The sequence below is a fragment of the Cryobacterium zhongshanensis genome (assembly GCF_022760445.1).
GTDB classification, from domain to species: Bacteria; Actinomycetota; Actinomycetes; order Actinomycetales; family Microbacteriaceae; genus Cryobacterium; species Cryobacterium algoricola.
In genome coordinates this window covers 66,444-89,703 of the sequence record NZ_JALGAR010000008.1, presented here as the reverse complement: position 1 = coordinate 89,703, position 23,260 = coordinate 66,444, and the positions used below count along the sequence as shown (strand labels likewise).

At 69.3% G+C, this 23,260-nt stretch carries 24 protein-coding genes; 9 read left to right on the top strand and 15 right to left on the bottom strand.

The window, feature by feature from the left end:
* Positions 1-17: 17 nt before the first annotated feature.
* Together MQH31_RS19505 and MQH31_RS19500 are read left to right on the top strand one after the other, a co-directional pair.
* Positions 18-389 (top strand): Fe-S oxidoreductase, encoded by a 372-nt coding sequence (locus MQH31_RS19505; RefSeq protein ID WP_243013434.1) that lies wholly within the window; start codon positions 18-20, stop codon positions 387-389.
* Positions 386-1,255: an SDR family NAD(P)-dependent oxidoreductase gene (locus MQH31_RS19500; RefSeq protein WP_243013433.1), complete on the top strand. Its 870-nt coding sequence runs from the start codon at positions 386-388 to the stop codon at positions 1,253-1,255. Before MQH31_RS19505 ends, MQH31_RS19500 begins: the two co-directional genes overlap by 4 nt.
* Positions 1,256-1,276: 21 nt before the next feature.
* Here the strand turns inward: MQH31_RS19500 and MQH31_RS19495 are convergent, their stop codons facing one another.
* The 3 genes from MQH31_RS19495 to MQH31_RS19485 all read right to left on the bottom strand — a co-directional run bounded on the left by MQH31_RS19495 (position 1,277) and on the right by MQH31_RS19485 (position 4,030).
* The gene (locus tag MQH31_RS19495; protein WP_243013432.1) at positions 1,277-2,779 is read right to left on the bottom strand and encodes a catalase; all 1,503 of its coding nucleotides are present in this window, start codon (positions 2,777-2,779) and stop codon (positions 1,277-1,279) included.
* Positions 2,780-2,851: 72 nt separating this feature from the next.
* Complete coding sequence (locus MQH31_RS19490) at positions 2,852-3,340, bottom strand: Fur family transcriptional regulator (protein WP_243013431.1); 489 nt, start codon at positions 3,338-3,340, stop codon at positions 2,852-2,854.
* Between the two features lie 51 nt (positions 3,341-3,391).
* Positions 3,392-4,030, bottom strand: coding sequence for a MarR family transcriptional regulator (locus MQH31_RS19485; RefSeq protein WP_243013430.1), 639 nt, complete (start codon positions 4,028-4,030; stop codon positions 3,392-3,394).
* 61 nt (positions 4,031-4,091) lie between these two features.
* Between MQH31_RS19485 and MQH31_RS19480 the strand changes: the two genes are divergently transcribed.
* The gene (locus MQH31_RS19480) at positions 4,092-6,167 is read left to right on the top strand and encodes an MMPL family transporter (RefSeq protein ID WP_243013429.1); all 2,076 of its coding nucleotides are present in this window, start codon (positions 4,092-4,094) and stop codon (positions 6,165-6,167) included.
* A gap of 50 nt (positions 6,168-6,217) precedes the next feature.
* Complete coding sequence (locus MQH31_RS19475; protein ID WP_243013428.1) at positions 6,218-6,874, top strand: hypothetical protein; 657 nt, start codon at positions 6,218-6,220, stop codon at positions 6,872-6,874.
* A 2-nt stretch (positions 6,875-6,876) separates the two neighbouring features.
* On the opposite strand, the gene MQH31_RS19470 is transcribed toward MQH31_RS19475, so the two are convergent.
* The 9 genes from MQH31_RS19470 to MQH31_RS19430 form a co-directional block, all read right to left on the bottom strand.
* Positions 6,877-7,266: a hypothetical protein gene (locus MQH31_RS19470; RefSeq protein WP_243013427.1), complete on the bottom strand. Its 390-nt coding sequence runs from the start codon at positions 7,264-7,266 to the stop codon at positions 6,877-6,879.
* Positions 7,267-7,271: 5 nt separating this feature from the next.
* Positions 7,272-7,850 carry a GNAT family N-acetyltransferase gene (locus MQH31_RS19465; RefSeq protein WP_134449800.1) on the bottom strand — a complete coding sequence of 193 codons (579 nt, stop codon included), beginning with the start codon at positions 7,848-7,850 and terminating at the stop codon, positions 7,272-7,274.
* 53 nt (positions 7,851-7,903) lie between these two features.
* Positions 7,904-8,569: a uracil-DNA glycosylase gene (locus MQH31_RS19460; protein WP_372488191.1), complete on the bottom strand. Its 666-nt coding sequence runs from the start codon at positions 8,567-8,569 to the stop codon at positions 7,904-7,906.
* 3 nt (positions 8,570-8,572) lie between these two features.
* Positions 8,573-9,322 carry a Type 1 glutamine amidotransferase-like domain-containing protein gene (locus MQH31_RS19455; RefSeq protein WP_243013426.1) on the bottom strand — a complete coding sequence of 250 codons (750 nt, stop codon included), beginning with the start codon at positions 9,320-9,322 and terminating at the stop codon, positions 8,573-8,575.
* Positions 9,319-9,960: a phosphoribosyltransferase gene (locus MQH31_RS19450; RefSeq protein ID WP_308196490.1), complete on the bottom strand. Its 642-nt coding sequence runs from the start codon at positions 9,958-9,960 to the stop codon at positions 9,319-9,321. Before MQH31_RS19450 ends, MQH31_RS19455 begins: the two co-directional genes overlap by 4 nt.
* Positions 9,929-11,152, bottom strand: a complete 1,224-nt coding sequence (locus MQH31_RS19445; protein WP_243013425.1) for a bifunctional 2-methylcitrate synthase/citrate synthase — start codon at positions 11,150-11,152, stop codon at positions 9,929-9,931. Before MQH31_RS19445 ends, MQH31_RS19450 begins: the two co-directional genes overlap by 32 nt.
* A gap of 30 nt (positions 11,153-11,182) precedes the next feature.
* Positions 11,183-12,094 carry a methylisocitrate lyase gene (gene prpB, locus MQH31_RS19440; RefSeq protein ID WP_134535196.1) on the bottom strand — a complete coding sequence of 304 codons (912 nt, stop codon included), beginning with the start codon at positions 12,092-12,094 and terminating at the stop codon, positions 11,183-11,185.
* Positions 12,094-13,629 carry an MmgE/PrpD family protein gene (locus tag MQH31_RS19435; RefSeq protein ID WP_134535195.1) on the bottom strand — a complete coding sequence of 512 codons (1,536 nt, stop codon included), beginning with the start codon at positions 13,627-13,629 and terminating at the stop codon, positions 12,094-12,096. The genes prpB and MQH31_RS19435 overlap by 1 nt, the downstream gene beginning before the upstream one ends.
* A 67-nt stretch (positions 13,630-13,696) precedes the next feature.
* The gene (locus MQH31_RS19430) at positions 13,697-14,413 is read right to left on the bottom strand and encodes a GntR family transcriptional regulator (RefSeq protein ID WP_243013424.1); all 717 of its coding nucleotides are present in this window, start codon (positions 14,411-14,413) and stop codon (positions 13,697-13,699) included.
* A gap of 106 nt (positions 14,414-14,519) precedes the next feature.
* Between MQH31_RS19430 and MQH31_RS19425 the strand changes: the two genes are divergently transcribed.
* The 3 genes from MQH31_RS19425 (at position 14,520) to MQH31_RS19415 (ending at position 18,504) form a co-directional block, all read left to right on the top strand.
* Positions 14,520-16,463 carry an AMP-binding protein gene (locus MQH31_RS19425; RefSeq protein ID WP_308196489.1) on the top strand — a complete coding sequence of 648 codons (1,944 nt, stop codon included), beginning with the start codon at positions 14,520-14,522 and terminating at the stop codon, positions 16,461-16,463.
* 62 nt (positions 16,464-16,525) lie between these two features.
* On the top strand, positions 16,526-16,882 hold the full coding sequence (locus MQH31_RS19420; RefSeq protein ID WP_134535192.1) for a DUF485 domain-containing protein: 357 nt from the start codon (positions 16,526-16,528) through the stop codon (positions 16,880-16,882).
* Positions 16,879-18,504, top strand: a complete 1,626-nt coding sequence (locus MQH31_RS19415) for a monocarboxylic acid transporter (RefSeq protein ID WP_243013423.1) — start codon at positions 16,879-16,881, stop codon at positions 18,502-18,504. Before MQH31_RS19420 ends, MQH31_RS19415 begins: the two co-directional genes overlap by 4 nt.
* Before the next feature lie 152 nt (positions 18,505-18,656).
* Here the strand turns inward: MQH31_RS19415 and MQH31_RS19410 are convergent, their stop codons facing one another.
* The 3 genes from MQH31_RS19410 to MQH31_RS19400 all read right to left on the bottom strand — a co-directional run bounded on the left by MQH31_RS19410 (position 18,657) and on the right by MQH31_RS19400 (position 21,182).
* Positions 18,657-19,460: an SDR family NAD(P)-dependent oxidoreductase gene (locus MQH31_RS19410; RefSeq protein WP_243013422.1), complete on the bottom strand. Its 804-nt coding sequence runs from the start codon at positions 19,458-19,460 to the stop codon at positions 18,657-18,659.
* A 108-nt stretch (positions 19,461-19,568) separates the two neighbouring features.
* The gene (locus tag MQH31_RS19405) at positions 19,569-20,102 is read right to left on the bottom strand and encodes a hotdog fold thioesterase (RefSeq protein WP_198415913.1); all 534 of its coding nucleotides are present in this window, start codon (positions 20,100-20,102) and stop codon (positions 19,569-19,571) included.
* Positions 20,103-20,150: 48 nt separating this feature from the next.
* Complete coding sequence (locus MQH31_RS19400) at positions 20,151-21,182, bottom strand: alpha/beta fold hydrolase (RefSeq protein ID WP_243013421.1); 1,032 nt, start codon at positions 21,180-21,182, stop codon at positions 20,151-20,153.
* A gap of 174 nt (positions 21,183-21,356) precedes the next feature.
* Here MQH31_RS19400 and MQH31_RS19395 point away from each other — a divergent pair, with 174 nt between their 5' ends.
* A complete protein-coding gene (locus MQH31_RS19395; RefSeq protein ID WP_243013420.1) occupies positions 21,357-22,688 on the top strand; it encodes a bifunctional o-acetylhomoserine/o-acetylserine sulfhydrylase in 1,332 nt (443 codons plus the stop codon).
* Between the two features lie 143 nt (positions 22,689-22,831).
* Positions 22,832-23,257: a MarR family winged helix-turn-helix transcriptional regulator gene (locus tag MQH31_RS19390; protein WP_243013419.1), complete on the top strand. Its 426-nt coding sequence runs from the start codon at positions 22,832-22,834 to the stop codon at positions 23,255-23,257.
* Positions 23,258-23,260 lie beyond the last annotated feature (3 nt).

Below are 23,260 nucleotides of genomic sequence, written 5' to 3'. Positions count from 1 at the left end.
CGGCATACGCTTGGTTCATGCGCCGGATCCTCTTCGATTCCTCCCTCAGCAGGGCGGGATACCTCTACGCAACGGCCGTCGGGCTGGTCTGGGGAGGGCTCCTCAGCACCGGGCGCGTCGAGCGACGCGGCGGCCTGATCGTCTTCCGCGGCCTGCCGGACTGGGCGTTCGGCCGCGGCGGGTCCTGCGTCGGCGGCTGCTATCTCACCCGGGACAACGTTTCCGACGCGATCCTCGAACACGAGGCCGTGCACAAGCGCCAGTGGCAGCACTACGGCATGCTGTTCCCGCTGTTATACCGTGCGGCCGGCCGCAACCCACTCACCAACCGTTTTGAAATCGAGGCCGGCCTGGACAAGGGCGGCTACCTGGCCAAAGGAAAGTCATGACAGAAATGTCCGAAGAATCCGCACCGTCCGCTCGCACGATCATCATCACCGGAGGCAGCGACGGCATCGGCGCTGCCGCGGCCCGCGCACTCAGCCGCACCGGGGCATCCGTTGTCATCGTGGGACGCTCGGCGGCCAAGACCGCCGCCGTCGCCGCCGAGCTCGGCGCCGACTCGTTCACCGCCGACTTCGCCAGCCTCGACGACGTGCGCGCACTCGCAGCGACCCTCCTCGAGCGCTACCCGCGCATCGACGTGCTCGCGAACAACGCCGGCGGCATCATGGGCAAGCGCGTGCTCACCGTCGACGGCCACGAGATGACCTTCCAGGTCAACCACCTTGCGCCGTTCCTGCTCACGACGCTCCTCACCGACCGGCTGCTGGAGAGCCGTGCCCGGGTGATCAACACCGCGAGCGTGGCGAACAGCGTCTACGCTCGGTTCGACATCGACGACCTCGACGGGAGCCGAAAGTACTCGCCCAACCGGGCGTACGGCAACGCCAAGCTCGCCAACATCCTCTTCACCCGCGAGCTGCACCACCGCTACCACGAGCGGGGCCTCACGACCGCGGCCTTCCACCCCGGCGTCGTCGCGACGAGCTTCTCGTCGAACTCGACGAGCGTGATGCGGTTCATCTACCAGACCCCGCTCAAGCGGATGCTGATCACCCCGGAGCAGGGCGCTGACACCCTGGTCTGGCTCGCCACGGCTCCCCTGGGCGACTGGATCTCCGGGGAGTACTACGACAAGCGCCTGGTCGCGAAGGCGAACAAGCTCGCCTACGACCCGGCACTCGCCGCAGCCCTCTGGGAGCGCAGCGCGGCGATGGTGGGTGCGGCCGCCGCCGCACCCACTCTCGAGTAGTCGCTTACTCCGAGACGCTGCTTACTCTGAATACTGGGCGGATGCCTCGGCGAGCATGTCCGCCTCGGCCCACTTCGCGAGGTTCGCGCGCAGTGCGGCGCCGAGCTGGGCGTCGACACTCGTCCAGTACCAGATCGCGCGCTCGGTGACCTCAGGGCGCTGCACGCCGCTGATCGCGCCCGTGATGGTGTCGAGGAAGCGGGCCTTGGCCGCGTCGTCGAACACGTCGCGGTAGAGCGTCCCTGCCTGGCCGAAGTCGCTGTCCTCGCTGCGGAGCACGGCGGCGGCACGGAGCAGCGCGCCGTCGTTCTCCCAGCTGCCCTCACCGGCGAGCAGCGGGTCGGCCACGGGGCCGCCGAGCGAGTTCGGCGCGTAGTTCGGGGCCTCTGGAGCGTTGAAGTGATGCCGGCCGGCGCCGTCCTGCGAGTAGCCGTTCACCGGGGCGGCGTGCGGGGCGTTGACGGGCAGCTCGGCGTAGTTCGTGCCGACCCGGTATCGCGCGGCGTCCGGGTAGGAGAAGATGCGCGCCATCAGCATCTTGTCCGGGCTCGCCGCGATGCCGGGCACGAAGTTGGCCGGCGAGAACGCGGCCTGCTCGATCTCGGCGAAGAAGTTCTGCGGGTTGCGGTTGAGCGTGTGCACACCGAGCTCGATCAGCGGGTAGTCGGCGTGCGGCCAGACCTTGGTCAGGTCGAAGGGATTGAACCGGTAGGTCTTGGCCTCCTCGTACGGCATGATCTGCACCGAGACGGTCCAGGACGGGAAGTTGCCTGCCTCGATCGCGTCGTGCAGGTCGCGGCGGTAGTAGTCGGCGTCTGCGCCGGCGATGAGTTCGGCCTCAGAGCCCTCCATCTCGACGTTGCCCTGGTTGGAGGCGAAGTGGTACTTGACCCAGAAGCGTTCGCCCGCGGCGTTGATCCACTGGTAGGTGTGCGAGCCGAAACCGGGCATCTCGCGCCAGGAGCGCGGGAGGCCGCGATCGCCCATCAGGTAGGTGACCTGGTGCGCGGACTCCGGCGAGAGGGTCCAGAAGTCCCACTGCATCGTGGCATCGCGCAGGCCGGAGCCTGGAAGGCGCTTCTGGGAGTGGATGAAGTCGGGGAACTTGATGCCGTCGCGGATGAAGAACACCGGGGTGTTGTTGCCGACGATGTCGTAGTTGCCCTCCGTCGTGTAGAACTTGACCGAGAAGCCGCGCACGTCGCGCCAGGTGTCCGGGCTGCCCTGCTCGCCGGCGACGCTCGAGAAGCGCTGGAGCGTCTCGGTACTCGTGCCGGGCTGGAAGACCGCGGCGCGGGTGTACGCCGAGACGTCGCCGGTGACCTCGAACACGCCGTGCGCTCCGCCGCCCTTGGCGTGCACGATCCGCTCCGGGATGCGCTCCCGGTTGAACTGCGCGAGCTTCTCGACGAGGTAGCGGTCGTGCAGGGCTGCAACGCCGTCGGTCCCGACGGTGAGGGAATGCTCGTCGCTCGCGACGGGCGCTCCGCTCTGGGTGGTGGTTGGCTTCGACTCGGTGGTCATACTGCTCCTTTGTTCGACTACATGTGCACTGCGAAAGTAAGGGTGAGTGGGTGGTCCGGGCCGGCGGTGCGGCTACGCGGTCGCCGCCTGGCAGTCGGGGCACAGGCCCCAGAAGGTGACTTCGGCCGCGTGCACGACAAAACCGGCGGCGTCGTTCGGCTCGAGGCAGGGCGCTTCGCCGACGGCGCAGTCCACGTCCCGCACCGCGGCGCAGCGCGAGCAGATCACGTGGTGATGGTTGTCTCCGACGCGGCGTTCGTAGAGCGCGGGAGACCCGGAGGGTTCGATCCTGCGGGTGAGGCCCGACGAGGTGAAGGCCGCGAGCACACCGTAGACGGCCTGAAGCGACGTGCCGGGCAACTCGGTCCGCACGAGGGCGAAGAGTCGTTCGGCACTCGTGTGCGGAGAATCGTCGAGGGCACGCAGCACGGCAAGGCGAGGCGCTGTGACTTTGAGGCCCGACCGGCGGATGCTGTCGCCGAGCTGCCCGGGCTCGCCCGGTCCCGAGAAGCCAGGGCCAGAGAAACCAGGGGTCGTACTCGGCACCCCCGTCGTCGTCATGCCCTCACGCTAACAGTTGTCTTGATTTCCTCAAAACAATTCACGGAACGTTCAGGAAGCGGGGGGTCGGAACCGGGGAGCGGTGGTGTCGGTGCCGTCTCCGTTTCCCTCTGCTCCAGCGGCGCCGCCGTCGAGGGCGCCGTGGTAGACCTCGAGCACGCGTGACAGGAAGCGAGCGATCACCGCCCGCTCCTCCGGAGGGAGATCGCGGGTGACCGTGGCGACTCCCCCGATCACGGGCATGAGCGCGCCGACGGCCATCGCGACGGATTTCGCCGCGGGCAGGACGACGACCTTCCGACGGTCCGATGCGTGCGCCTCGCGCCGGGCATGGCCGAGGGCGACGAGCCGGTCGACCACCAGGGTGGTCGCGGCCGTCGAGATGTCAAGCCGCCGCGAGAGTTCGCTCGGCGTGAGCGAACCGGCGCTGATCAAGTGTTCCATTGCGGACAAGTCGGTCGGGTTCACCGCGAGCGCCTGACCGACCTGGCGCTCGAAGGCCCGGGACAGCACCACGAATTCACGCAGCTGAGTGCCGATCTCTCCGGAATAGGGCAGGCCGATATCGTTGTCGCCGACCAGGGGCTGGACGGCGCCGGCCGGCGTGCCGACGGGCGCAGCAACCGGCGCTCCCGCCGGGGAACCGGTCGGCGCGCTCGCCGGGAGCGGGGACTTGCGAGGCTCTGCCATGACCGCCATACTAGTCCTGACATTGCTAGGATGCTTAGCAATCAGGACTATTGGAGGAAAAGTGCTCGGGATTGTGCGCATCATCACGGGTCGGCGCACGGCCTGGGTCGTCCTCGTCGGCGCCGTCATCGCCGTCGGACTGCTGTTCGCCCTGCTGCCGAAGAGCGCAGGGAACGACTTCCCGACCTCCGGACTGCCCACGGCGAGCCAGGCGGCCAGGGTCGACGCCCTCCTCGCCGACTTCCCCTCGGCCAAGCAGACCTCCGCGATCGTGGTCTGGAGCCGCGGCGGTGCCGACGCGACCGGTCCGGACAGCGCACTGACCGAGGCGGACAAGGCCGCGATCACCGCGCGGGCCGCCGAGCTCGGCGCCCTGTCGACCGCACCGCGTGCAACGACACCGCAGTTCAGCGACGACGGGCTCGCCGCGATCAGCGTGGTGCCGCTCGAGGCCGCCGCCGTCAGCGCCGACGTCAAGGGCACGGCCACGGACATCCGCTCGGCCGCCTCGAGCGACCTGCCCGCCGGCCTGAGCTCCTACGTGACGGGGCCGGTCGGGTTCCAGGCCGACATCTCCAACGCCTTCGCGGGCGCCGACTTCCGGCTGCTGCTCGTGACCGTGATCGTCGTCGCGGTGCTGCTGATCATCACCTACCGCAGCCCCGTGCTCTGGATCGTGCCGCTCGTGGTCGTCGGACTCGCCGACGGACTCGCCGGGGTCGTCGTGAGCGCCCTCGCCGGGCCGTTCGGGATCACCCTGGACGCGAGCGTGTCGGGCATCCAGTCCGTGCTCGTCTTCGGCGCCGGCACCAACTACGCGCTGCTCCTCGTCGCCCGTTACCGCGAGGAACTGCTGCACACGGAGAGCAGGAACGAGGCGATGCGGATCGCCGTACGGAGCGCCGGTCCCGCAATCGCGGCGAGCGGCGGGACCGTCGCGCTCAGCCTGCTGACCCTGCTCTTCGCCGAACTCTCCGGCAACCGCGCACTCGGTTTCGCGTGCGCGATCGGGGTCGTCATCGCGATCCTGTTCGCCCTCATCGTGCTGCCCGCCGCCCTCGTCGTCTGCGGCCGCGGGCTGTTCTGGCCGTTCGTCCCCCGCTACGACCCCGCATCGCCCCGCGTGCACACCGGATTCTGGTCCAAGCTCGGCCGCGGCGTCGCCCGCCGCCCCGTTGCGATCATCGTCGGCTCCGCTCTCGGACTCGGCGCCCTCAGTCTCGGGCTGATCGGGGCATCCGTCGGACTCTCTCAGGCCGACCAGCTGCTCGGCAACCCCGAATCGGTGCAGGCGCAGGCGATCGTCGACGCGTCGTTCTCGTCGGGGCTCACCAGCCAGACCGTCGTGCTGACGCCGGACGCCGCGGCCACCGAGGCCGCGAGCCTCGCGACCGCCACGACCGGCGTCGCCGCGGTGCAGACCGGGGAGAGCGCGAACGGGCTCACCCGCCTCAACCTGTCGCTCGGGAGCGAACCGGGCAGCGAGACGACCTTCGCGACGATCACGTCGCTCCGGAGCGCGTACGCCGATGCCGGCGGCCCCGTCGCAGACACCCTCGTCGGCGGCACCGACGCGACGGCCCTCGACACCCGCACGAGCTCGCAGCGCGACCAGGACCTGATCCTGCCGATGATCCTCGCGATCGTCTTCGGGATCCTCGCCCTGCTGCTCCGCTCGCTCGTCGCCCCGGTGCTGCTGATCGCGAGCGTGCTCGCGACGTTCTTCGCGAGCCTCGGCGCCTCGAACCTGATCTTCCAGAACCTGCTCGGGTTCCCGGCGTTCAATACGAACGTCGTGCTGTTCGCGTTCCTGTTCCTTGTCGCGCTGGGTGTGGACTACAACATCTTCCTCACGACGCGGGCGCGGGAGGAGGCCCGGCTGCACGGCACCCGGGAGGGCATGGTTCGCGCCCTCTCCTCGACCGGAGCGGTGATCACGAGCGCCGGCATCCTGATCGCGGCGGTCTTCGTCGTGCTCGGGGTGCTCCCGGTCGTCGCGCTCGCGCAGATCGGCGTGATCGTCTGCCTCGGCGTGCTGCTCGACACCCTGCTCGTGCGCACCCTCGTGGTTCCCGCGCTCGTCTTCCTGACCGGCGACCGGTTCTGGTGGCCGTCGCGCCCGGCGCTCCGCGAGTAGTCCCGCACCGGGTCTCGAGCCCCGGCACACCTCGCGAGTACAGTGTGCGCATGACTGCGGTGCTCGAGCGGATGCTGCCGGCGTGGCTCGTGCGGCATCCGCTGCGGTCGGGCTGGGCCTGGCTGGCCCTCTGGGGCGTCGTGGTCGCTTCAGATGCCCTCGCGCCCTGGGTACCGGACCCAGGCTGGTATGCGGTCGTGCTGCTGGCCTCCCTGCCAGCCCTTTGCGCGACGCTGTGGCTGCTCGCGGCAACGCCGCGTGATCACCTGCCGCCCGGGAACGACTCGGTCCTCGGCCATTTCTTCGTGCGGTTCCTCACACTGTGCGCGGCATTCCTGGTCTGGAGCGTGTCGGTGGTCGCGAGTTCGTCGATCTCGACGACGATCCAGGCCGCGGCACACGACGACGACGCCGCGGTGACCGGGCTCGGCTTCGCGCTCATGCTCGCGGCGATCCCGGTGGTGCTGCTCGTGCTGTGGATGGCGTTCGTCGTGCGGTGCAGCTGGTTCCTGCGGCGGTTACGCGGCTGGCGCGAGGTGCCCGCGGCGCACGCGGTTCCGGAGGAGTTCCTGCGGACCAGGCCGCGCGTGCGGGCCACGGTCGTGGGGCTCGCCCATCCGGGGCTGCTTCTCGTCGGCGGGCTCGGGGCATCCGTGCTCGCGGTGCTGCTCGGCAGACCGGAGCTCACGCTGCACCTCGCGCCCTGACCTCAGTGGGCGAGCGGGCCTGCGACCGTCGTGAGCAGGTCCTGGAACGCGCGGGGCGCCGCCCGAAGCGTCGATCGGGCGGTGAGCGCCCCGGCGGTGTGGAATGCCTGCGCGACGTTGACGATCTCGTACTGCACGAGCGACCCCTCGTCCTCTGCGAGTACGCGGTACTCGCCGCGGTACCACCAGTTCCCCTGCACCACGATCAGGCGCTCGGCGGGATCGGCGCGGAAATGCCGGCCGATCGCGACAGCACCCGCGCTCGGTTCCGGCATCAGCGCCGCGAGCAGCCGCACGAACACGGTCTCCGGCGGTGCTTCGAGATGTCCGGCGAAGGACCGCAGCACGGTGTGGCGCTTCGGCGGTTCGAACGAGATTTCCTGGTCGGTCACCGGGTTTACTTCAGGCTCTTCTGGAGCAGCACGGTTCCGAGCCAGCGGTCGAACTTGAAGCCGACCTTGCCCATCCGGCCGATCTCCTTGAACCCGAAGTCGAGGTGCAGCTTGATCGAGGCGTCGGCGCCCTGGTCGGCGATGACGGCGATGATCTCCTTGAGGCCGGCGTCCTTGGAGCGGGTGATGAGTTCGCCGAGGAGCACCCGGCCGAGGCCCTTCCCGGTCGAGGCCGCTCCGAGGTAGATCGAGTTCTCGACGGTGAAGCGGAACGCGCGCTTCTCCTTCCACGGCGTGACGAGCGCATAGCCGAGGATCTGACCGGCCGGCGACACGGCCACGATGAAGGGCATGCCGAGCTTGCCGAGGTAGTAGAACTTGCTGCGCCAGGCGGCGAGAGTCATCGGGTCCACGTCGAAGGTGACCGTGCTGTTCGCGACGTAATAGTTGTAGATCTCCCGGATGTACGGGAGGTCGGTGATGAGCGCGTCCCGCATCGAGTACTCGAACGGAGCCTCGGTCTCCGGCGCCGGGCGCAGGTGCCTGGGCAACTGCCGGCGCGGCTGGTATTCCTCTTCAAGCATGGCTGGCTCCTCACACGGACTTCCAGATTACCCGAGAGCGCTACCCGAGAGCGCTACCCGAGAGTCCAGTCGACGGGTGCCGCGCCCTGCGCGACGAGGAGGTCGTTCGCGCGGCTGAACGGCCTCGACCCGAAGAAGCCGCGCCGCGCGGACAGCGGGCTCGGATGCGCAGACTCGATCACGGGAGTGTCCGCGAGCAACGGTCGCAGCTTCGCGGCGTCCTTTCCCCACAGGATCGCGACGAGTGGCGTGCGGCGGGCGACGAGCGCGCGGATGGCCTGGTCCGTGACGGCCTCCCAGCCGTGCCCGCGGTGCGAACCCGGCTCGCCGGCGCGCACGGTCAGCACCCGGTTGAGCAGCAGCACGCCCTGGGCGGACCAGGCGGAGAGGTCCCCGGTGCGCAGGGTGACTCCGACGTCCGACTGGAGCTCGGCGCCGATGTTCACGAGGCTCCGCGGCAGGGGCCGCACGGCAGGGTCGACCGCGAAGGCGAGGCCGAGGGGATGCCCCGGCGTCGGATACGGGTCCTGGCCGACCAGGAGCACGCGCACCTCCTGGAACGGGGAGAGGAAGGCGCGCAGCACGTTCGCAGGCTCCGGCAGCCAGGGCCGCCCGGCGGCCGACTCCGCGTCGAGGAAACCGGTGGCCTGGGCGAGCGCGCCCGCCGCGGGGGCGAGGGCCGCTGACCAGCCGGGGTCGATCCCTGCCGGGTCGATCACTGCTTAGGCGCCGAAGGTGCTGACGAGGACGCCGTTCTCGGACTGGCTGACCCGCCAGACGCTGCCGGCGCCGACGACGCGGAGGGCGCCCTCCCCAACGATGAGCGCGGTGTTCTCGTCGACGGCGAGGCCGCCGTCGATGAGGCCGGCTTCCGTTGCGGCGATCAGCCGGGACAGGGTACCCCACTGGGCGGCGTGCACGTCGACGGTGACGTCGAGCAGGCCGATGCCGGGCTGGATGGTGAGTTCGTCGAGGCCTTCCGCGGCCGCTTCGGCGCTGACCTCGACCTCGCCGAGGCGCCAGCCTCCGACGAGGGCGCGCTCCGCGGCGATCATGGCGCCGGCGGAGTAGCCGAGGTACGGTACGCCGGCGGACACCTGGCGGCGGATCTCGCCGGCGATCGGGGTGAGTGCGGCGAGGTAGGCGGGAGTGAGCCCGCCGCCGACGAGGATGCCGTCGACGTCCGCGATCGCGGGCAGGGTCGCCGCGTCGCTCAGTGCGAGTTCGGTGATCTTCGCCTCGAAGACTCCCGCAGTGCCGAGCGCTTCCGCGAGCCTGGCGGCGTGCTGGGCAGCGTCGTCGACAACGTCGTCGAGGCCGGCGGTGCCTGGGGCGCGCACGGCGATGATCGCGATCCGGGGTTCGTCGCGACCGGCCGCCGTGGCACGCACGGTCGCCTCGGCGAGGAACGGCCCGAACACGGCCGCGCTGTGCGTGGGGGCCCAGCCACCGCCGACGAGGTGGATGCTCATGCGACGACGCCGGCGACAGCATCCGCGACTGCGGGAGCGACTGCGGGAGCGACTGCGGGAGCGACTGCGGGAGCGACTGCGGGAGCGACGACGGTCGCGACGATGGGGGCGAGCAGCGCCGTCACCTCTGGCGCGTCGACGATCGGCAGGGCAGACCACGGGAACACGATCCAGTCGTCGGTCTCGCGCCAGGTGTAGTCCGGGATGAGGACCGTGCGCGGCTTGGTGTACAGGGTCGCGCAGCGCACCTCGGCAGCGGACTCGCGCAGCATGGCCAGCACGAGGGCGAGGGTGCGTCCGGAGTCGGAGACGTCGTCGACGAGCAGCACGCTGAGGCCGGCGAGCGCGGGCGCGTCGAGCATCGGCCCGGAGAGCACGGGTTCCGGCAGGCGTTCGTCGACCCCGGTGTAGAACTGCACGTTGATGCTGCCGCAGTTCTTGGTGCCGAGCGCGTACGACATCGCGCCCGCGAGCAGCAGTCCGCCGCGCGCGATCGCGATCACGACGTCCGGGCGGAATCCGCTCGACAGCACGTCGACGGCCAGTTGCCGCGAGGCGTTGGCGAAGTCCTCCCAGCCGAGAATTTCCCGCTGGATGCCGGGCGTGTCAGTTGCTGAGTCGTCTGCTTCGAATGCCATTGTCCAATGGTAGGTCACCGGCCGGTTGCAGGTCGGGTTCCGCTGCAGCGGGCAGATGCCGTTCCGGGTGCCCGTCGTAGAGCGAGAGCGGCCGGATCAGGGAGTTCGAGGCGGTCTGCTCCATGATGTGCGCGGTCCAGCCGGCGATCCGGGAGGCCACGAAGATGGGCGTGAACGTCAGGTTGTCGAAGCCCATCAGGTAGTACGCCGGCCCCGACGGGTAGTCGAGGTTCGGCAGGATTCCGGTGCGCTCCTTCATCCCCGCTGCGAGGCGCTCGTAGAGCTCGATCAGGTCAGGGCGCTGGTAGTGCTCGACCAGGGTGAGCAGCGCGGTCTTCATCGTCGGCACCCGGGAGTCGCCGTGCTTGTAGACGCGGTGGCCGAAACCCATCACCTTCTGGTGCGCGTCGAGGGTCGCCGTGAGCCAGGCATCCGCCCGCTCGCCGGAGCCTTCGCCGAGGCCGATCTGCTCGAAAATGTGCATGACGGCTTCGTTGGCGCCGCCGTGCAGCGCGCCCTTGAGGGCGCCGACGGCCCCGGTGATCGCCGAGTGCAGGTCGCTCATCGTGGAGGTGATCACCCGCGCCGTGAAGGTCGATGCGTTGAAGGAGTGGTCGGCGTACATGATCATCGACACGTCGAAGGCCTCGACCACGACGAGTTCGGGCACCTCGCCGAAGGTCATGAACAGGAAGTTCGCCGAGTAGCCGAGGTCGTCGCGCGGTTCGATCGGCTCGAGCCCGTGGCGGCGGCGCTGGTCGTACGCGACGATCGCGGGCATCTGGGACCAGAGCCGCAGGCCCTTGGCCTTGTTCGCCTCCGGGGAGGCGTCGTCGACCTGCGGGTCGAAGGCGCCGATCAGGCTCACGGCGGTCCGCACGACGTCCATCGGGTGCGCGGTCAGGGGAAGCTCGTCGATCACGCGGCGCACGGCGGGCTGGAGGTGGCGGAGCGACCGCTCCTCGTCCTCGAAGGCGGCGAGTTCATCCGGCGTCGGCAGTTCGCCGTTCCAGAGCAGGTAGGTGACCTCCTCGAAGCTCTTCTGCGCGGCGAGTTCCTGCACGGGGTAGCCCCGGTAGAGCAGGGAGTTCGACAGGTCGTTGACTTTGGAGACGCGGGTGCGGTCGACCACGATTCCGGCGAGGCCCTTGTAGACCGTCGGTTCGGTGACGGCTGGTTCGTTCTGGCTCATGTCGCTCCTTTGCGTGCGGCGAGTGCGTGGTTACGCGGGAAGGGTGGGGTTGAGGGTGAAGTTGAAGACGCCGGAGTCGAAGTGATTGTACGACTCGTAGTCGAGCAGTTCGTAGAGCGTCGAACGGTGCTGCATCTCGGGCAGCATCGACTCGAGCGAGCCGTGTTCGATGATCGCGTCGAGGCCGCGGTCGGCGGCCCCCATCGCGAGGCGCAGCAGCGAGACGGGGAAGATCACCAGGTTCATCCCGACATCGGCGAGCTGCTGCACCGTGAACAACTCCCCCTTGCCGAACTCGGTCATGTTCGCGAGCACCGGCACGTCGACGGCCGCACGGATCGCCGCGAATTCGGCGAGAGACGCCATCGCCTCCGGGAAGATCGCGTCGGCGCCCGCGTCGACGAGTGCCTTCGCCCGGTCGACGGCCGCGGCGAGGCCGTCGACCGCGCGGATGTCGGTGCGCGCCATCACGAGGAAGTTCGGGTCCCTGCGGGCGTCGACGGCGGCACGGATGCGCTTGCTCGCCGTCTCGAGGTCGACGACCTGCTTGCCGTCGAGATGGCCGCAGCGCTTCGGGTTGACCTGGTCTTCGATGTGCATGCCGGCGAGCCCGGCGTCCTCGAGGGTCTGCACGGTGCGGGCGACGTTCATCGGCTCGCCGAAGCCGGTGTCGGCGTCGACGATCGCGGGCAGGTCGGTCATCCGGGCGATCTGCTGGCTGCGCCCGGCGACCTCGGTGAGGGTGGTCAGGCCGATGTCGGGCAGGCCGAGGTCGGCGGAGAGCACGGCGCCCGAGATGTAGACGCCCTCGAACCCCTTCGCCTCGATCAGGCGGGCGGAGAGCGGGTTGAATGCCCCGGGGAACCGGAGCAGGCGTCCGCTGGCCAGGTCACGGCGGAAACCCTCGCGCTTGGCGGCGGGGGTGCGTGTCGAATACAACATCAGAAGATTCCATTCGGGATGGGGACCGAGGTGAGCAGGCCGTTGCGGGCCACGATGGTGAGCTGGTCGAGGTCGTCGGCGGCGAGGTCGGGAAGCCGTTCGGCGGCGTCGAGGAAGCGCAGGATCTCGCCCTCCTCGAGCACGCCCGCGGCGAGCGTACGGAACTTGTCAATGTACTCCGCCCGGCCGAAGGGCTGCGCGCCGAGCGGATGCGCGTCGGCGACGGCGAGCTCGTCGACGATCCGCTTGCCATTGGCCAGCTCAATCTCGACCCGGCCGCCGAAGGCCTTCTCGGCGGGGTCGAGCGAGTGGTAGCGCCGGGTCCACTCGACGTCTTCCTCGGTCGTGACCTTGTTCCAGAGGGCGATGGTGTCCGCGCGGCTCGCGCGTTCCGGCCGGTAGGAGTCGACGTGGTGCCAGCTGCCGTCCTGCAGTGCGACGGTGAAGATATACGGGATCGAGTGGTCGAGGGTCTCCCTGGTCGCACTCGGGTCGTACTTCTGCGGGTCGTTCGCACCGGAGCCGATCACGTTGTGGGTGTGGTGGCTCGTGTGGATCACGATCCGGGTGATATTGGCCGGGTCGGCGAGTTCAGGGTGCTCGCGGTAGAGCTTGCGGGCGAGGTCGATGAGCGCCTGGGCCTGGTACTCGGCGGAGTGTTCCTTCGTGTAACTGTCCAGGATGGCCCGCTTGGCCTCACCCCGGCCGGGCAGGGCTACCTGGTAGGAAGCCTCCGGACCGTCGAGGAGCCACGCGATGACGCCGTCTTCGCCCTCGTAGATCGGGGTCGGACTCGTCTCGCCGCGCATGGCGCGGTCGACGGACTCGACGGCCATCTTGCCGGCGAACGCGGGGGCGTACGCCTTCCAGCTCGAGATCTCACCCTTGCGGGACTGCCGGGTGGCCGTTGTGGTGTGCAGAGCCTGGCCGATGGCCTGGAAGATCGTCTCGGTGTCGAGGCCGAGCAGGGTGCCGATCCCGGCGGCGGCCGACGGGCCGAGGTGGGCGACGTGGTCGATCTTGTGCGCGTGCAGGCTGATCGCCCGCACGAGGTCGATCTGGACCTCGTAGCCGGTCGCGATTCCGCGCACGAGGTCCCGCCCGGTCAGGCCGCGGGTGACGGCGAGGTGCTGGGCGACGGCGAGGACCGGCGGGATGTTGTCGCCGGGGTGGGAGTACTCGGCGGCGAGGAAGGTGTCGTGGTAGTCCAGTTCGCGGACGGCGACGCCGTTGGCCCAGGCCGCCCATTCCGGCGAGACCCGGCGGGAACGCTGTTCGCCGAACACGGTCGCGCCGACGCCGTTGAAGGAACGCGGATGCGCGAGCGCCTGTGAGCGCGCGGCGACGACCGGTCGCCGCGTGAGCGAGGCCGCTGCGACCGCGGCATTGTCGATGACCCGGTTGATGATCATCTCGGTCACCTCGGCGGAGACCTCCACCGGGTCGGCTGCGCACTCGGCGATCTTCCAGGCGAGCTGGTCCGTGCGGGCCAGGTCTTCGTCGCTGCGGTGGACTCGAACATCGTGAAACTGCACAGGGTTCCCTTCGGTGGTTCGGTTGGGCGGTGGTTCGGTTGGGCGGTGGTTTCGGGTGGGTGGTGTTTCAGTCGGCCTGGGCGGCCGGGTTCGCCTCGAGCGCGGCGAGGACGTTGCTGAGGCTCTGGTGAAGGTGGACATGGGTGGCATGGGCGGCGAGCGAGGTGTCGCCGGCGACGATGGCCTCGATGATCAGGAGGTGCTCGGCCGCCGCCGCCCGCAGCCGGGCCGGATTGTGCCTGGCGAGCCTGCGGATCCTGGCGAGGTGGGTGCGCACGTTGGCGAGCGCTGTGACGAGGAACGGGTTGCCGACGGCCGCGTCGAGCGCGTCGTCGAAGTCGTCGATGAGCTCGTAGTACCGGTGCAGGCCGGCCTCGCCCTGCAGCAACAGTTCGGGTGCCGTGCGGAACTGGTCGCGCAGCTCGAGGAAGACGTGGGGGTCGCGCCTGGTCGCCGCGATCCTGGCCGCGTGCTCCTCGAGGGCGCGACGGAGTTCGTACAGTTCGTGGATGCTGTCGACGGACATCTCCGTGACCATGAAGCCGCGGCCGGCGCGGCCGGCGACGAGCCCGTCGGCGATCAGGCGGGCGATGGCGGCCCGGAGGGGGGTACGCGAGACGCCGATGCGGTCGGACTGCTCGACCTCGAGGAGACCGGCGCCCGGGGCGAGGACTCCGTCGAGGATTTCGTCGCGCAGCTGCCGGTAGGCGCGTTCGCTCGCGCTGACCGCTGCGGCCGCCGGTGGGGCGGTGGGTGCAGTCGTGGAACCGGTGATCCCCGCCATTGGGGTTTCTGTATACACAGACGCCATGCTATTCCCTTTTTACCCGGCGTGTGCAAGACTTCCTGAATTCTATGTATACATAGGAGCTTCAATGGGGAGGTTCACAGTGACATACACAGCGACAGGCACGGCGGGGAGCTACCGCGACTCCTGGCTGCGCTCGACGGATGCCGCGACCCGCGCCGACTTCTGGCTCGAGGCATCAGCTTTCATCGACTGGACCGTGCCGCCGCGCACCGCGCTGGAGGAACGCGAGCCCGGGCTCTGGCGCTGGTTCCCGGACGGCGAGCTCAACACGAGCTACAACGCCCTCGACCGGCACGTGCTCGCCGGCCACGGCGACCGGGCCGCGGTCATCTACGACTCCGCGATGAGCGGCACCCGGGTCAGCATCAGCTACAGCCGGCTGCTCGAACGCGTCTCCCGGTTCGCCGGGGTACTGCGCGCCCAGGGTGTCGGCGTCGGCGACCGGGTGATCGTCTACCTGCCGATGATCCCGGAGGCGATCGTCGCGATGCTCGCGTGCGCCAGGATCGGCGCCGTGCACTCCGTGGTCTTCGGCGGTTTCGCGGCGAGCGAACTCGCCGTGCGGATCGACGACGCCCGTCCCACCGTGATCGTGACCGCGTCGGGCGGGCTCGAGCCCGGCCGCGTCGTCGAGTACCTGCCGCTCGTCAAGAAGGCGCTCGACCGGTCGACCGGATCGGTGCGCACCGTGATCGTGCGGGACCGCGAGTCGATCCCCGGGAGTGCGGCCGACTACGCCGGCGAGGGACCGGTCACGTGGCTCGACTGGGCGACCGAAGAGGATGCCGCGACCCCGGCCGAACCCGTGAGCCTCCGCTCCGAGGACCCGCTCTACATCCTCTACACCTCGGGAACGACGGGGAACCCGAAGGGCATCGTCCGCGACAACGGCGGCCATGCCGTCGCGCTCGCCTGGTCGATGCGCAACATCTACGCCGCGGGCCCCGGCGACGTCTTCTGGGCCGCCTCCGACGTCGGCTGGGTCGTCGGGCACTCCTACATCGTCTACGCGCCGCTCCTCGTCGGGGCGACGACCGTGATCTACGAGGGCAAACCGATCGGCACCCCCGACGCCGGCGCCTTCTGGCGGGTCGTGGAGGACTACCGGGTCACCGTGCTCTTCACCGCGCCGACCGCGATCCGGGCCATCCGCCGGGTCGACCCCGAGCTCGCCGAGCTGAAGAAGTACGACGTGTCGAGCCTGACCGGCCTCTTCCTCGCCGGGGAGCGACTCGACCCTGAGACGTACCACTGGGCGAACGACGGGCTGCACTGCCCGGTGATCGACCACTGGTGGCAGACCGAGACCGGCTGGGCGATCTGCGCGAACCCGCGCGGCATCGAGGAGATCCCGACGAAGCCGGGATCTGCGACGTTCCCGGTCGCGGGCTATGCCGTCGAGATCCTCGACTCGAAGGGCCGGCCCGTGACGAAGGCGGGCAAGGAGGGCAACATCGCCATCCGCCTGCCGCTCCCGCCCGGCACCCTGCTCGGAATCTGGGGAAGCACGGACCGGTACCGGAACGCCTACCTCTCCGCATTCCCCGGCTATTACGCGACGGGCGACTCGGGCCACGTCGACACGGACGGCTACCTCTACGTGATGGGCCGCACCGACGACGTGATCAACGTGGCCGGTCACCGGCTGTCGACCGGATCCCTCGAGGAGGTGCTCACCCTGCATCCTGCGGTCGCGGAGTGCGCCGTGCTCGGCGTGCACGACCCGCTCAAGGGCCAGCGCGCCGCGGGCTTCGTGACACTCAAGGCGGGGGCGAGGATCGACCACGACACCCTCGCCAAGGAACTCGTCGGTCTCGTGCGGGAGCACGTCGGCCCGGTCGCCGCCTTCCGGGACGTGACGATCCTCGATCGGCTGCCGAAGACCCGCTCGGGCAAGATCCTGCGCAAGACGATCCGCCAGATCGTCGACGGCGAGCCGTACACGGTGCCACCGACCATCGAGGACCCGACCGTGCTCGACGCGCTGAAGCTCGCCGTGCACGGCACCGCCCACACGCACTGACCCCCAGACCGCACCACCCCTGCACCATCCAGCCTCATCCTCACCGGAGCAAAGGAGCCCCCATGACGGAATCACTGAGAGATGCACGACCGGGAGCGACGCCGTCGTCGATCGACTACGTCGCTTTCGCCCAATCGCCGCGCTTCCTCGAACTGAAGCGAAGGAGGAACCGGTTCGTGATCCCGCTCGCCGTGTTCTTCCTGGTCTGGTACTTCGGGTTCGTGCTCGTCGCCGCATACGCGCCGGCCTTCATGGCCATCCAGGTCGTCGGAAGCGTCAACCTCGGCGTCGTGCTCGGCCTCGGCCAGTTCGTCACGACCTTCGCGATCACCATGTGGTACGTGTCCTTCTCGAACAAGACCCTCGACCCGATGGGCGCCGCGCTCCGCGCCGAGCTCGAAAAGATGGAGCAGAAATGAGCGCCGACACCATGATCGTCCAGGCCGCCGCGAAGGCCACGGAGACCAACCCCGTCCTGAACATCTCGATTTTCCTCGCCTTCGTGGCCGTCACCCTGATCGTCGTGATCCGGGCCGGCCGCAACAACCGCTCCGCCGCGGACTACTACACCGGCGGACGGTCGTTCACCGGGCCGCAGAACGGCTTCGCGATCGCGGGAGACTACCTCTCGGCGGCGTCCTTCCTCGGCATCGTCGGCGCGATCGCGATCAGCGGCTACGACGGCTTCCTGTACTCGATCGGGTTCCTCGTCGCCTGGCTCGTCGCGCTCCTGCTCGTCGCTGAGCTGATGCGCAACACGGGCAAGTACACGATGGCCGATGTGCTCTCCTTCCGGCTCAAGCAGGGCCCGGTCCGGGTCGCGGCGGCCACGACGACCCTCGCCGTGTGCTTCTTCTACCTCCTCGCGCAGATGGCCGGCGCCGGCGGACTCGTGTCCCTTCTGCTCGGCATCAACGACAAGCTCGGCCAGTCGGTCGTCGTGGTCGTCGTCGGCGGTCTGATGATCCTCTACGTGCTGATCGGCGGGATGAAGGGCACCACCTGGGTGCAGATCATCAAGGCGTTCCTTCTCATCATCGGCGCCTTCGCCATGACGATCTGGGTGCTCGCGATCAACGGGTTCAACTTCTCGGCGCTGCTCGACAGCGCCGTGGCGGCCTCGATCAGCAAGCCGGCGGAGGCCATCCTCGTGCCGGGCCTCAAGTACGGTCACAACCCGCTCGACTTCATCTCGCTCGCGATCGCGCTCGTGCTCGGCACCGCGGGCCTGCCGCACGTCCTGATGCGCTTCTACACCGTCCCGAGTGCCAAGGAGGCCCGTCGCTCCGTGGTCTGGGCGATCTGGCTGATCGGCGCGTTCTACCTGTTCACCCTCGTGCTCGGCTTCGGCGCTGCGGCCCTCGTCGGCGCCGACGTGATCGCGGCGGCACCGGGCGGGGTCAACTCGGCGGCGCCGCTCCTGTCGCTCGCGCTCGGCGGGCCGCTCCTGCTCGGCTTCATCTCGGCGATCGCCTTCGCGACGATCCTCGCGGTCGTCGCCGGCATCACGATCACCGCGGCGACGTCCTTCGCGCACGACATCTACATGAGCGTGATCAAGAAGGGCAAGGGCGACCCGGACAGCGAGGTCAAGGTCGCACGCCGCACCGTCATCGTGATCGGCATCCTCGCGATCGCGGGCGGCATCGGCGTGCAGGGCCAGAACATCGCGTTCCTCGTGGCGCTCGCCTTCGCCGTCGCGGCGAGCGCGAACCTCCCGACGATCCTCTACTCGCTGTTCTGGCGCGGTTTCACCACGCGCGGTGCGGTCTGGAGCATGTACGGCGGCCTCGCAGCGGCGATGATCCTGATCGTCTTCTCGCCGGTGTTCTCCGGCACGCCCACCTCGATGTTCGGCGCGGGGGTCAACTTCGCGTGGTTCCCGCTCAGCAACCCCGGCATCGTCTCGATCCCGATCGGGTTCTTCCTCGGCTGGCTCGGCTCGGTCACGAGCACCCGCAAGGAAGACCCCCTGCTCGCCGCCGAGATGTCGGTCCGCTCCCTCACCGGCCACGGCGCCGAGAAGGCCGTCGAGCACTAGGCATCCGCTGTTCCGAATTCAGGAGTTGAGGGCTTTTCCGGCCCGAAACGGGGCCAGACCGGCCCAGATCAGCCTCAACTCCTGAATTCGGAACACAAACCGGCGGACAAACCGGCGGGCGCTGCGTGAGTGCGGGCAGCGGATGCCGCGGGTCAGTCCTTCGGGACGAGGGGCCCTCGCGCGACGCGCGTGGGGGCCGCCTGTGCGACCGGCTTGACCGTGATCAGGTCGAGGTTGACGTGGGCGGGCAGCTCGACGCTCAGCACGATCGTCTCGGCGATGTCCTCCGCGGTGAGCGGGTTCTCCACGCCGACGTATGCGGCAGCGGCCTTCTCCGGGTCGCCGCCGAAGCGGACCAGACCGAATTCCTCGGTCTTGACCATTCCGGGCGCGATCTCGATCACCCGGATCGGCTCGCCGTTGAGTTCGAGCCGCAGCACCTCAACGAGGGCGTGGGCCGCGAACTTCGCTGCGTTGTAGCCGCCACCGCCGAGGTACGCGACGTGACCGGCGATCGAGGTGACCGTGACGATGTCTGCGCTGCCCGCGGCATCCGCTGGGTTGCCTGCGGCCTCTTCTCGCAGGGTCGCCCGCAGCAGCGGAAGCACGGCGCTCGTAACCCGCTTGACCGCGAGCACGTTGATCTCGAACATCCAGGCCCAGTCCTCGACCGGGGCCGTCTCGACACTGTCGAGGCCGCGGGCGCCGCCGGCGTTGTTCACGAGGGCGTGCACGGGGCCGGATGCCGCGAGATAGTCGCGGAGGGCGTCGACATCGGCCTGCACCGTCAGGTCTGCGGTGAAGACGTCCGCGCCGGTTTCCTCGGCGAGCGCCGCGAGCCGGTCGGCGCGCCGGGCGACGCCGACGACGTCCCAGCCGTGCGCCCGGAACAGTCGTACCGTTGCCGCCCCGATTCCCGAACTCGCACCGGTCACCACAACTCGCTTATTTGCCATGGTCCCATTCTGACGGCACGAACGGCACCCGGTGCGCACCCGGTACGTGACGCCGTGTTTTCGGGTCGTGCGCGCCACCCTCGCTCGCCTGGGCGCCCGGTTCGGCGATCAGCTCCTCGGGCGGCGCAATTCCGGTGAGACGTAATCGCTCGGCCTGTCGATCACCGCGAGCGTGCACCGCGAAACGCAGACGAGACGCTCGCGGCCATCGCTGATCCTCACCTCCCAGACCTGGACTCGCGCACCGAGATGGATCGGGCGGGCGACTCCCGTCACCCATCCGCTCGCGACGGGCCGGAGGTGGTTGGCGTTGATCTCAATCCCCACCACGTGGAAACGGTGTCGATCGATCGCGAGGTATCCCGCGATCGACGTGAGCGTCTCCGCAAAGGCGACGGACGCGCCGCCGTGCAGCACCCCCGCCGGCTGTGTCGTACGGGCGTCCACGGGCATCCGCCCCCGCAGGGCGTCGGGCGCGACGTCGGTGAGTTCGATGCCGAGCGTCTCGATGAGACAGTCCCTGCCCATGTCCTCGAGGACGCGCAACGAGACGTCACCGTGCCAGATCGATGGGGCGGAGGCCGAGGCAGCCGTACCCGTGTCAGTGTCTGTGTCTGTGTCTGTGTCTGTGTCGTGATTCATCCCACCAGCGTGCGGGATCCGGCGCGCACGGTCAGGCGGGAAACTACCTCACTTGGGCGGTTCCGTCCGGTCCCGGTGGGTGGCGTACCACGCGGCGACCTGTGCCCGCGATCGAAAGCCGAAGCGCAGCCGAATCCGTTCGACGTGGCCCTCTGCCGACCGTTCGTCGATTCCCAGCCGCACGGCAATCTCGCGGTTCGTGCAGCCCTCACTGATCAACGCCGCAACCTCGCTCTGGCGAGGCGTCAGGGTCCGGGGCCCGCGCTGCGGGGCACGCGCGCCGAGGAAGCGACGCACGGTCACGACGAGCTCATGGGCGTCCCCGGCGTACGGCAGGTGTGAGCGACCGGGAAGCACGACGAGCCGCGCCCCGGCGATGCCCTCCGCGAGCGCCGTGGCCTGCGCGACGGGGGCGGCGCGGTCGTCGGCGCGGTGCACCACGAGCGTCGGGGTGCGCACCTGGCCGAGAAGGCCCGTGACCTCGAGGTCGTAGCACAGCGCCAGCATCGCCCGCGCGGTCACGGCCGTCGAGCAGGCTCGTTGGTAGCGGCCGAATCGGGCGCGCATCGTGGCAGCGGCGTCGGGCGCGAAGATGTCGGTGAGCACGTCGGACCCGAGTCCCCAGTGCGTCTCGATCAGCCCGAGGACGTGCTCGCGCACGCCGAGCGGGGCGACCGCCGCGCCGGATGCCCAGCCGCCGTACAGCACGAGCCGCCGCACGGTGTCCGGATGCGCCGCCGCCCACGCCACGGCGACCAGCGCGCCCATCGACGTGCCGATGAGGTCGAACGGCTCGGGGCCGAGCGTCGCGACGACCGCGGCGAGTTGCTCCAGCTCGAAGTCCATCGACGGCGGCCGGCTCGTCGGAGCCGACAGGCCGCATCCGGCGCGGTCGTACCGGATGAGTCGATGGTCCGCCGCCAGGCTCTCGTAGAATGCCCGTTCCTCGGGCAGCTGCCAGCTGAGCTCGAGGTGGCTGAGCCACCCGGCGACGTACACGAGCGGCCGACCGGAGCCGGCCGAGGCGTATGCCACGCCGGTGCCGTCGGTCGTTTCCGCGCGCGCAATCTCCTGCTGCATCCACCCATTCTGCTCGCCGCACGTTGCGCACGCTCCGCCGCCGGCGCACCCGGGTCACACCCGCCAGATGACGCCGTGTTTCGCCCGCATTGCCGCCCCCGCGAACGCGTGCCTAAACTCGCACCCAAGAGCGTTGGACGGTCCACGCTCGTCACGGATTACAGGGAGTTCTTCATGAGCGACAACGCGGCCGCCTGGCAGTTCGAAACCAAGCAGGTGCACTCGGGCGCGCACCCCGACCCGGTCACCAACGCGCGCGCCACCCCGATCTACCAGACCACGTCCTACGTGTTCAACAACGCGCAGCACGCCCAGAACCTCTTCGCCCTCGCCGAGTTCGGCAACATCTACACCCGCATCATGAACCCGACCCAGGCCGTCGTCGAAGAGCGCATCGCCGCGCTCGAAGGCGGCACCGCGGCGCTTCTCCTCGCCTCCGGCCAGGCCGCGTCGACCTTCGCCGTGCTCAACATCGCCCAGGCCGGCGACCACATCGTCTCCTCGAGCTCGATCTACGGCGGCACCTACAACCTCTTCAAGTACACCCTCGCCAAGCTCGGCATCGAGACGACCTTCGTCGAGGACCAGGACGACGCGGCGGAGTGGGCCCGCGCCGTGCGCCCGAACACCAAGCTGTTCTTCGCCGAGACGATCGGCAACCCCAAGATCAACGTGCTCGACATCTCGCTCGTCGCCGACGTCGCGCACGAGAACGGCGTGCCGCTCATCGTCGACAGCACGATCGCGACCCCGTACCTGATCCGCCCCTTCGAGCACGGCGCCGACATCATCGTGCACTCCGCCACCAAGTTCCTCGGCGGCCACGGCACGATCATCGGCGGCGTCATCGTCGACGGCGGCACCTTCGAATGGTCGAAAAACGTCGAGAAGTTCCCCGGCCTCACCGAGCCCGACCCGTCGTACCACGGCGTCAGCTACACCGGCGCGGTCGGCGACGGCATCGCGTACATCATCAAGGCGCGCGTGCAGCTGCTCCGCGACCTCGGCAGCGCGATCGCCCCCGCGAGCGCCTGGCAGCTGATCCAGGGCATCGAAACCCTGAGCCTGCGCATCGAGCGCCACGTGCAGAACGCCCAGGACATCGCCGAGTGGCTCGAGAACCACCCCGACATCGCCTCGGTCAACTACGCCGGCCTGCCGTCGAGCCCCTGGTACGCCACGGCCAACAAGTACGCGCCCAAGGGCGTCGGCGCGGTCGTCTCCTTCGAGCTCAAGGGCGGGGTGGATGCCGGCCGCGCGCTGGTCGACAACCTCGAGCTCTTCAGCCACCTGGCCAACATCGGTGACGTCCGTTCGCTCGTCATCCACCCGGCCTCGACCACGCACGCGCAGCTCACCCCGGAGCAGCAGCTCACGAGCGGCGTCACCCCCGGCCTCGTGCGCCTGTCCGTCGGCATCGAGAACGTGGTCGACCTCAAGGCCGACCTCGAGCAGGGACTCGCCGCTGCCCGCGCTGTCACCCTGGCCTCCCGCGCGAACGCCTGAGTCACCAGCACCCCGAACTGATTCGACGGAGATTTTGCCGAGATTGTACGTTGCAGGCCGTTTTCGGGCCGCGCGAGGCGAAATCTCCGTCGAATTGGTTCACAGAACGATCCGGATGGCGGGTCCGTGAATATCCTGTCGGTATGACTGACCTGCGACCGATCGGATACTGGCTCAAGCTCGTCGACCAACTGATCAACGAGCAATTCGCGACGACCCTCGAGGAACACGGGGTGACGCGGCGGCAGTGGCAGCTGCTCGGGATGCTGTCCCGCGGCCCCGCCTCCGTCGACGAACTCACCCGCGAGGTCGCTCCGTTCCTCGATACCGAGGGCGAGACCGTCGTCGAGCACCTCGCCGAACTCGTCGAGAGCGGCTGGGTCACGGTATCGGAGTCCGGGTACGCGATCACCGACCGCGGCCGGACCGCCTACCAGCGCCTCGCCGAGGTCGTCTCGGTGAACCGGGACGCCGCGACCCAGGACGTCAGCCCTGCCGACTACGCCACGACCCTCGCCACCCTCGAGCAGGTCGCCCGCAACCTCGGCTGGACGGGCGACCCGGAGTAGCTC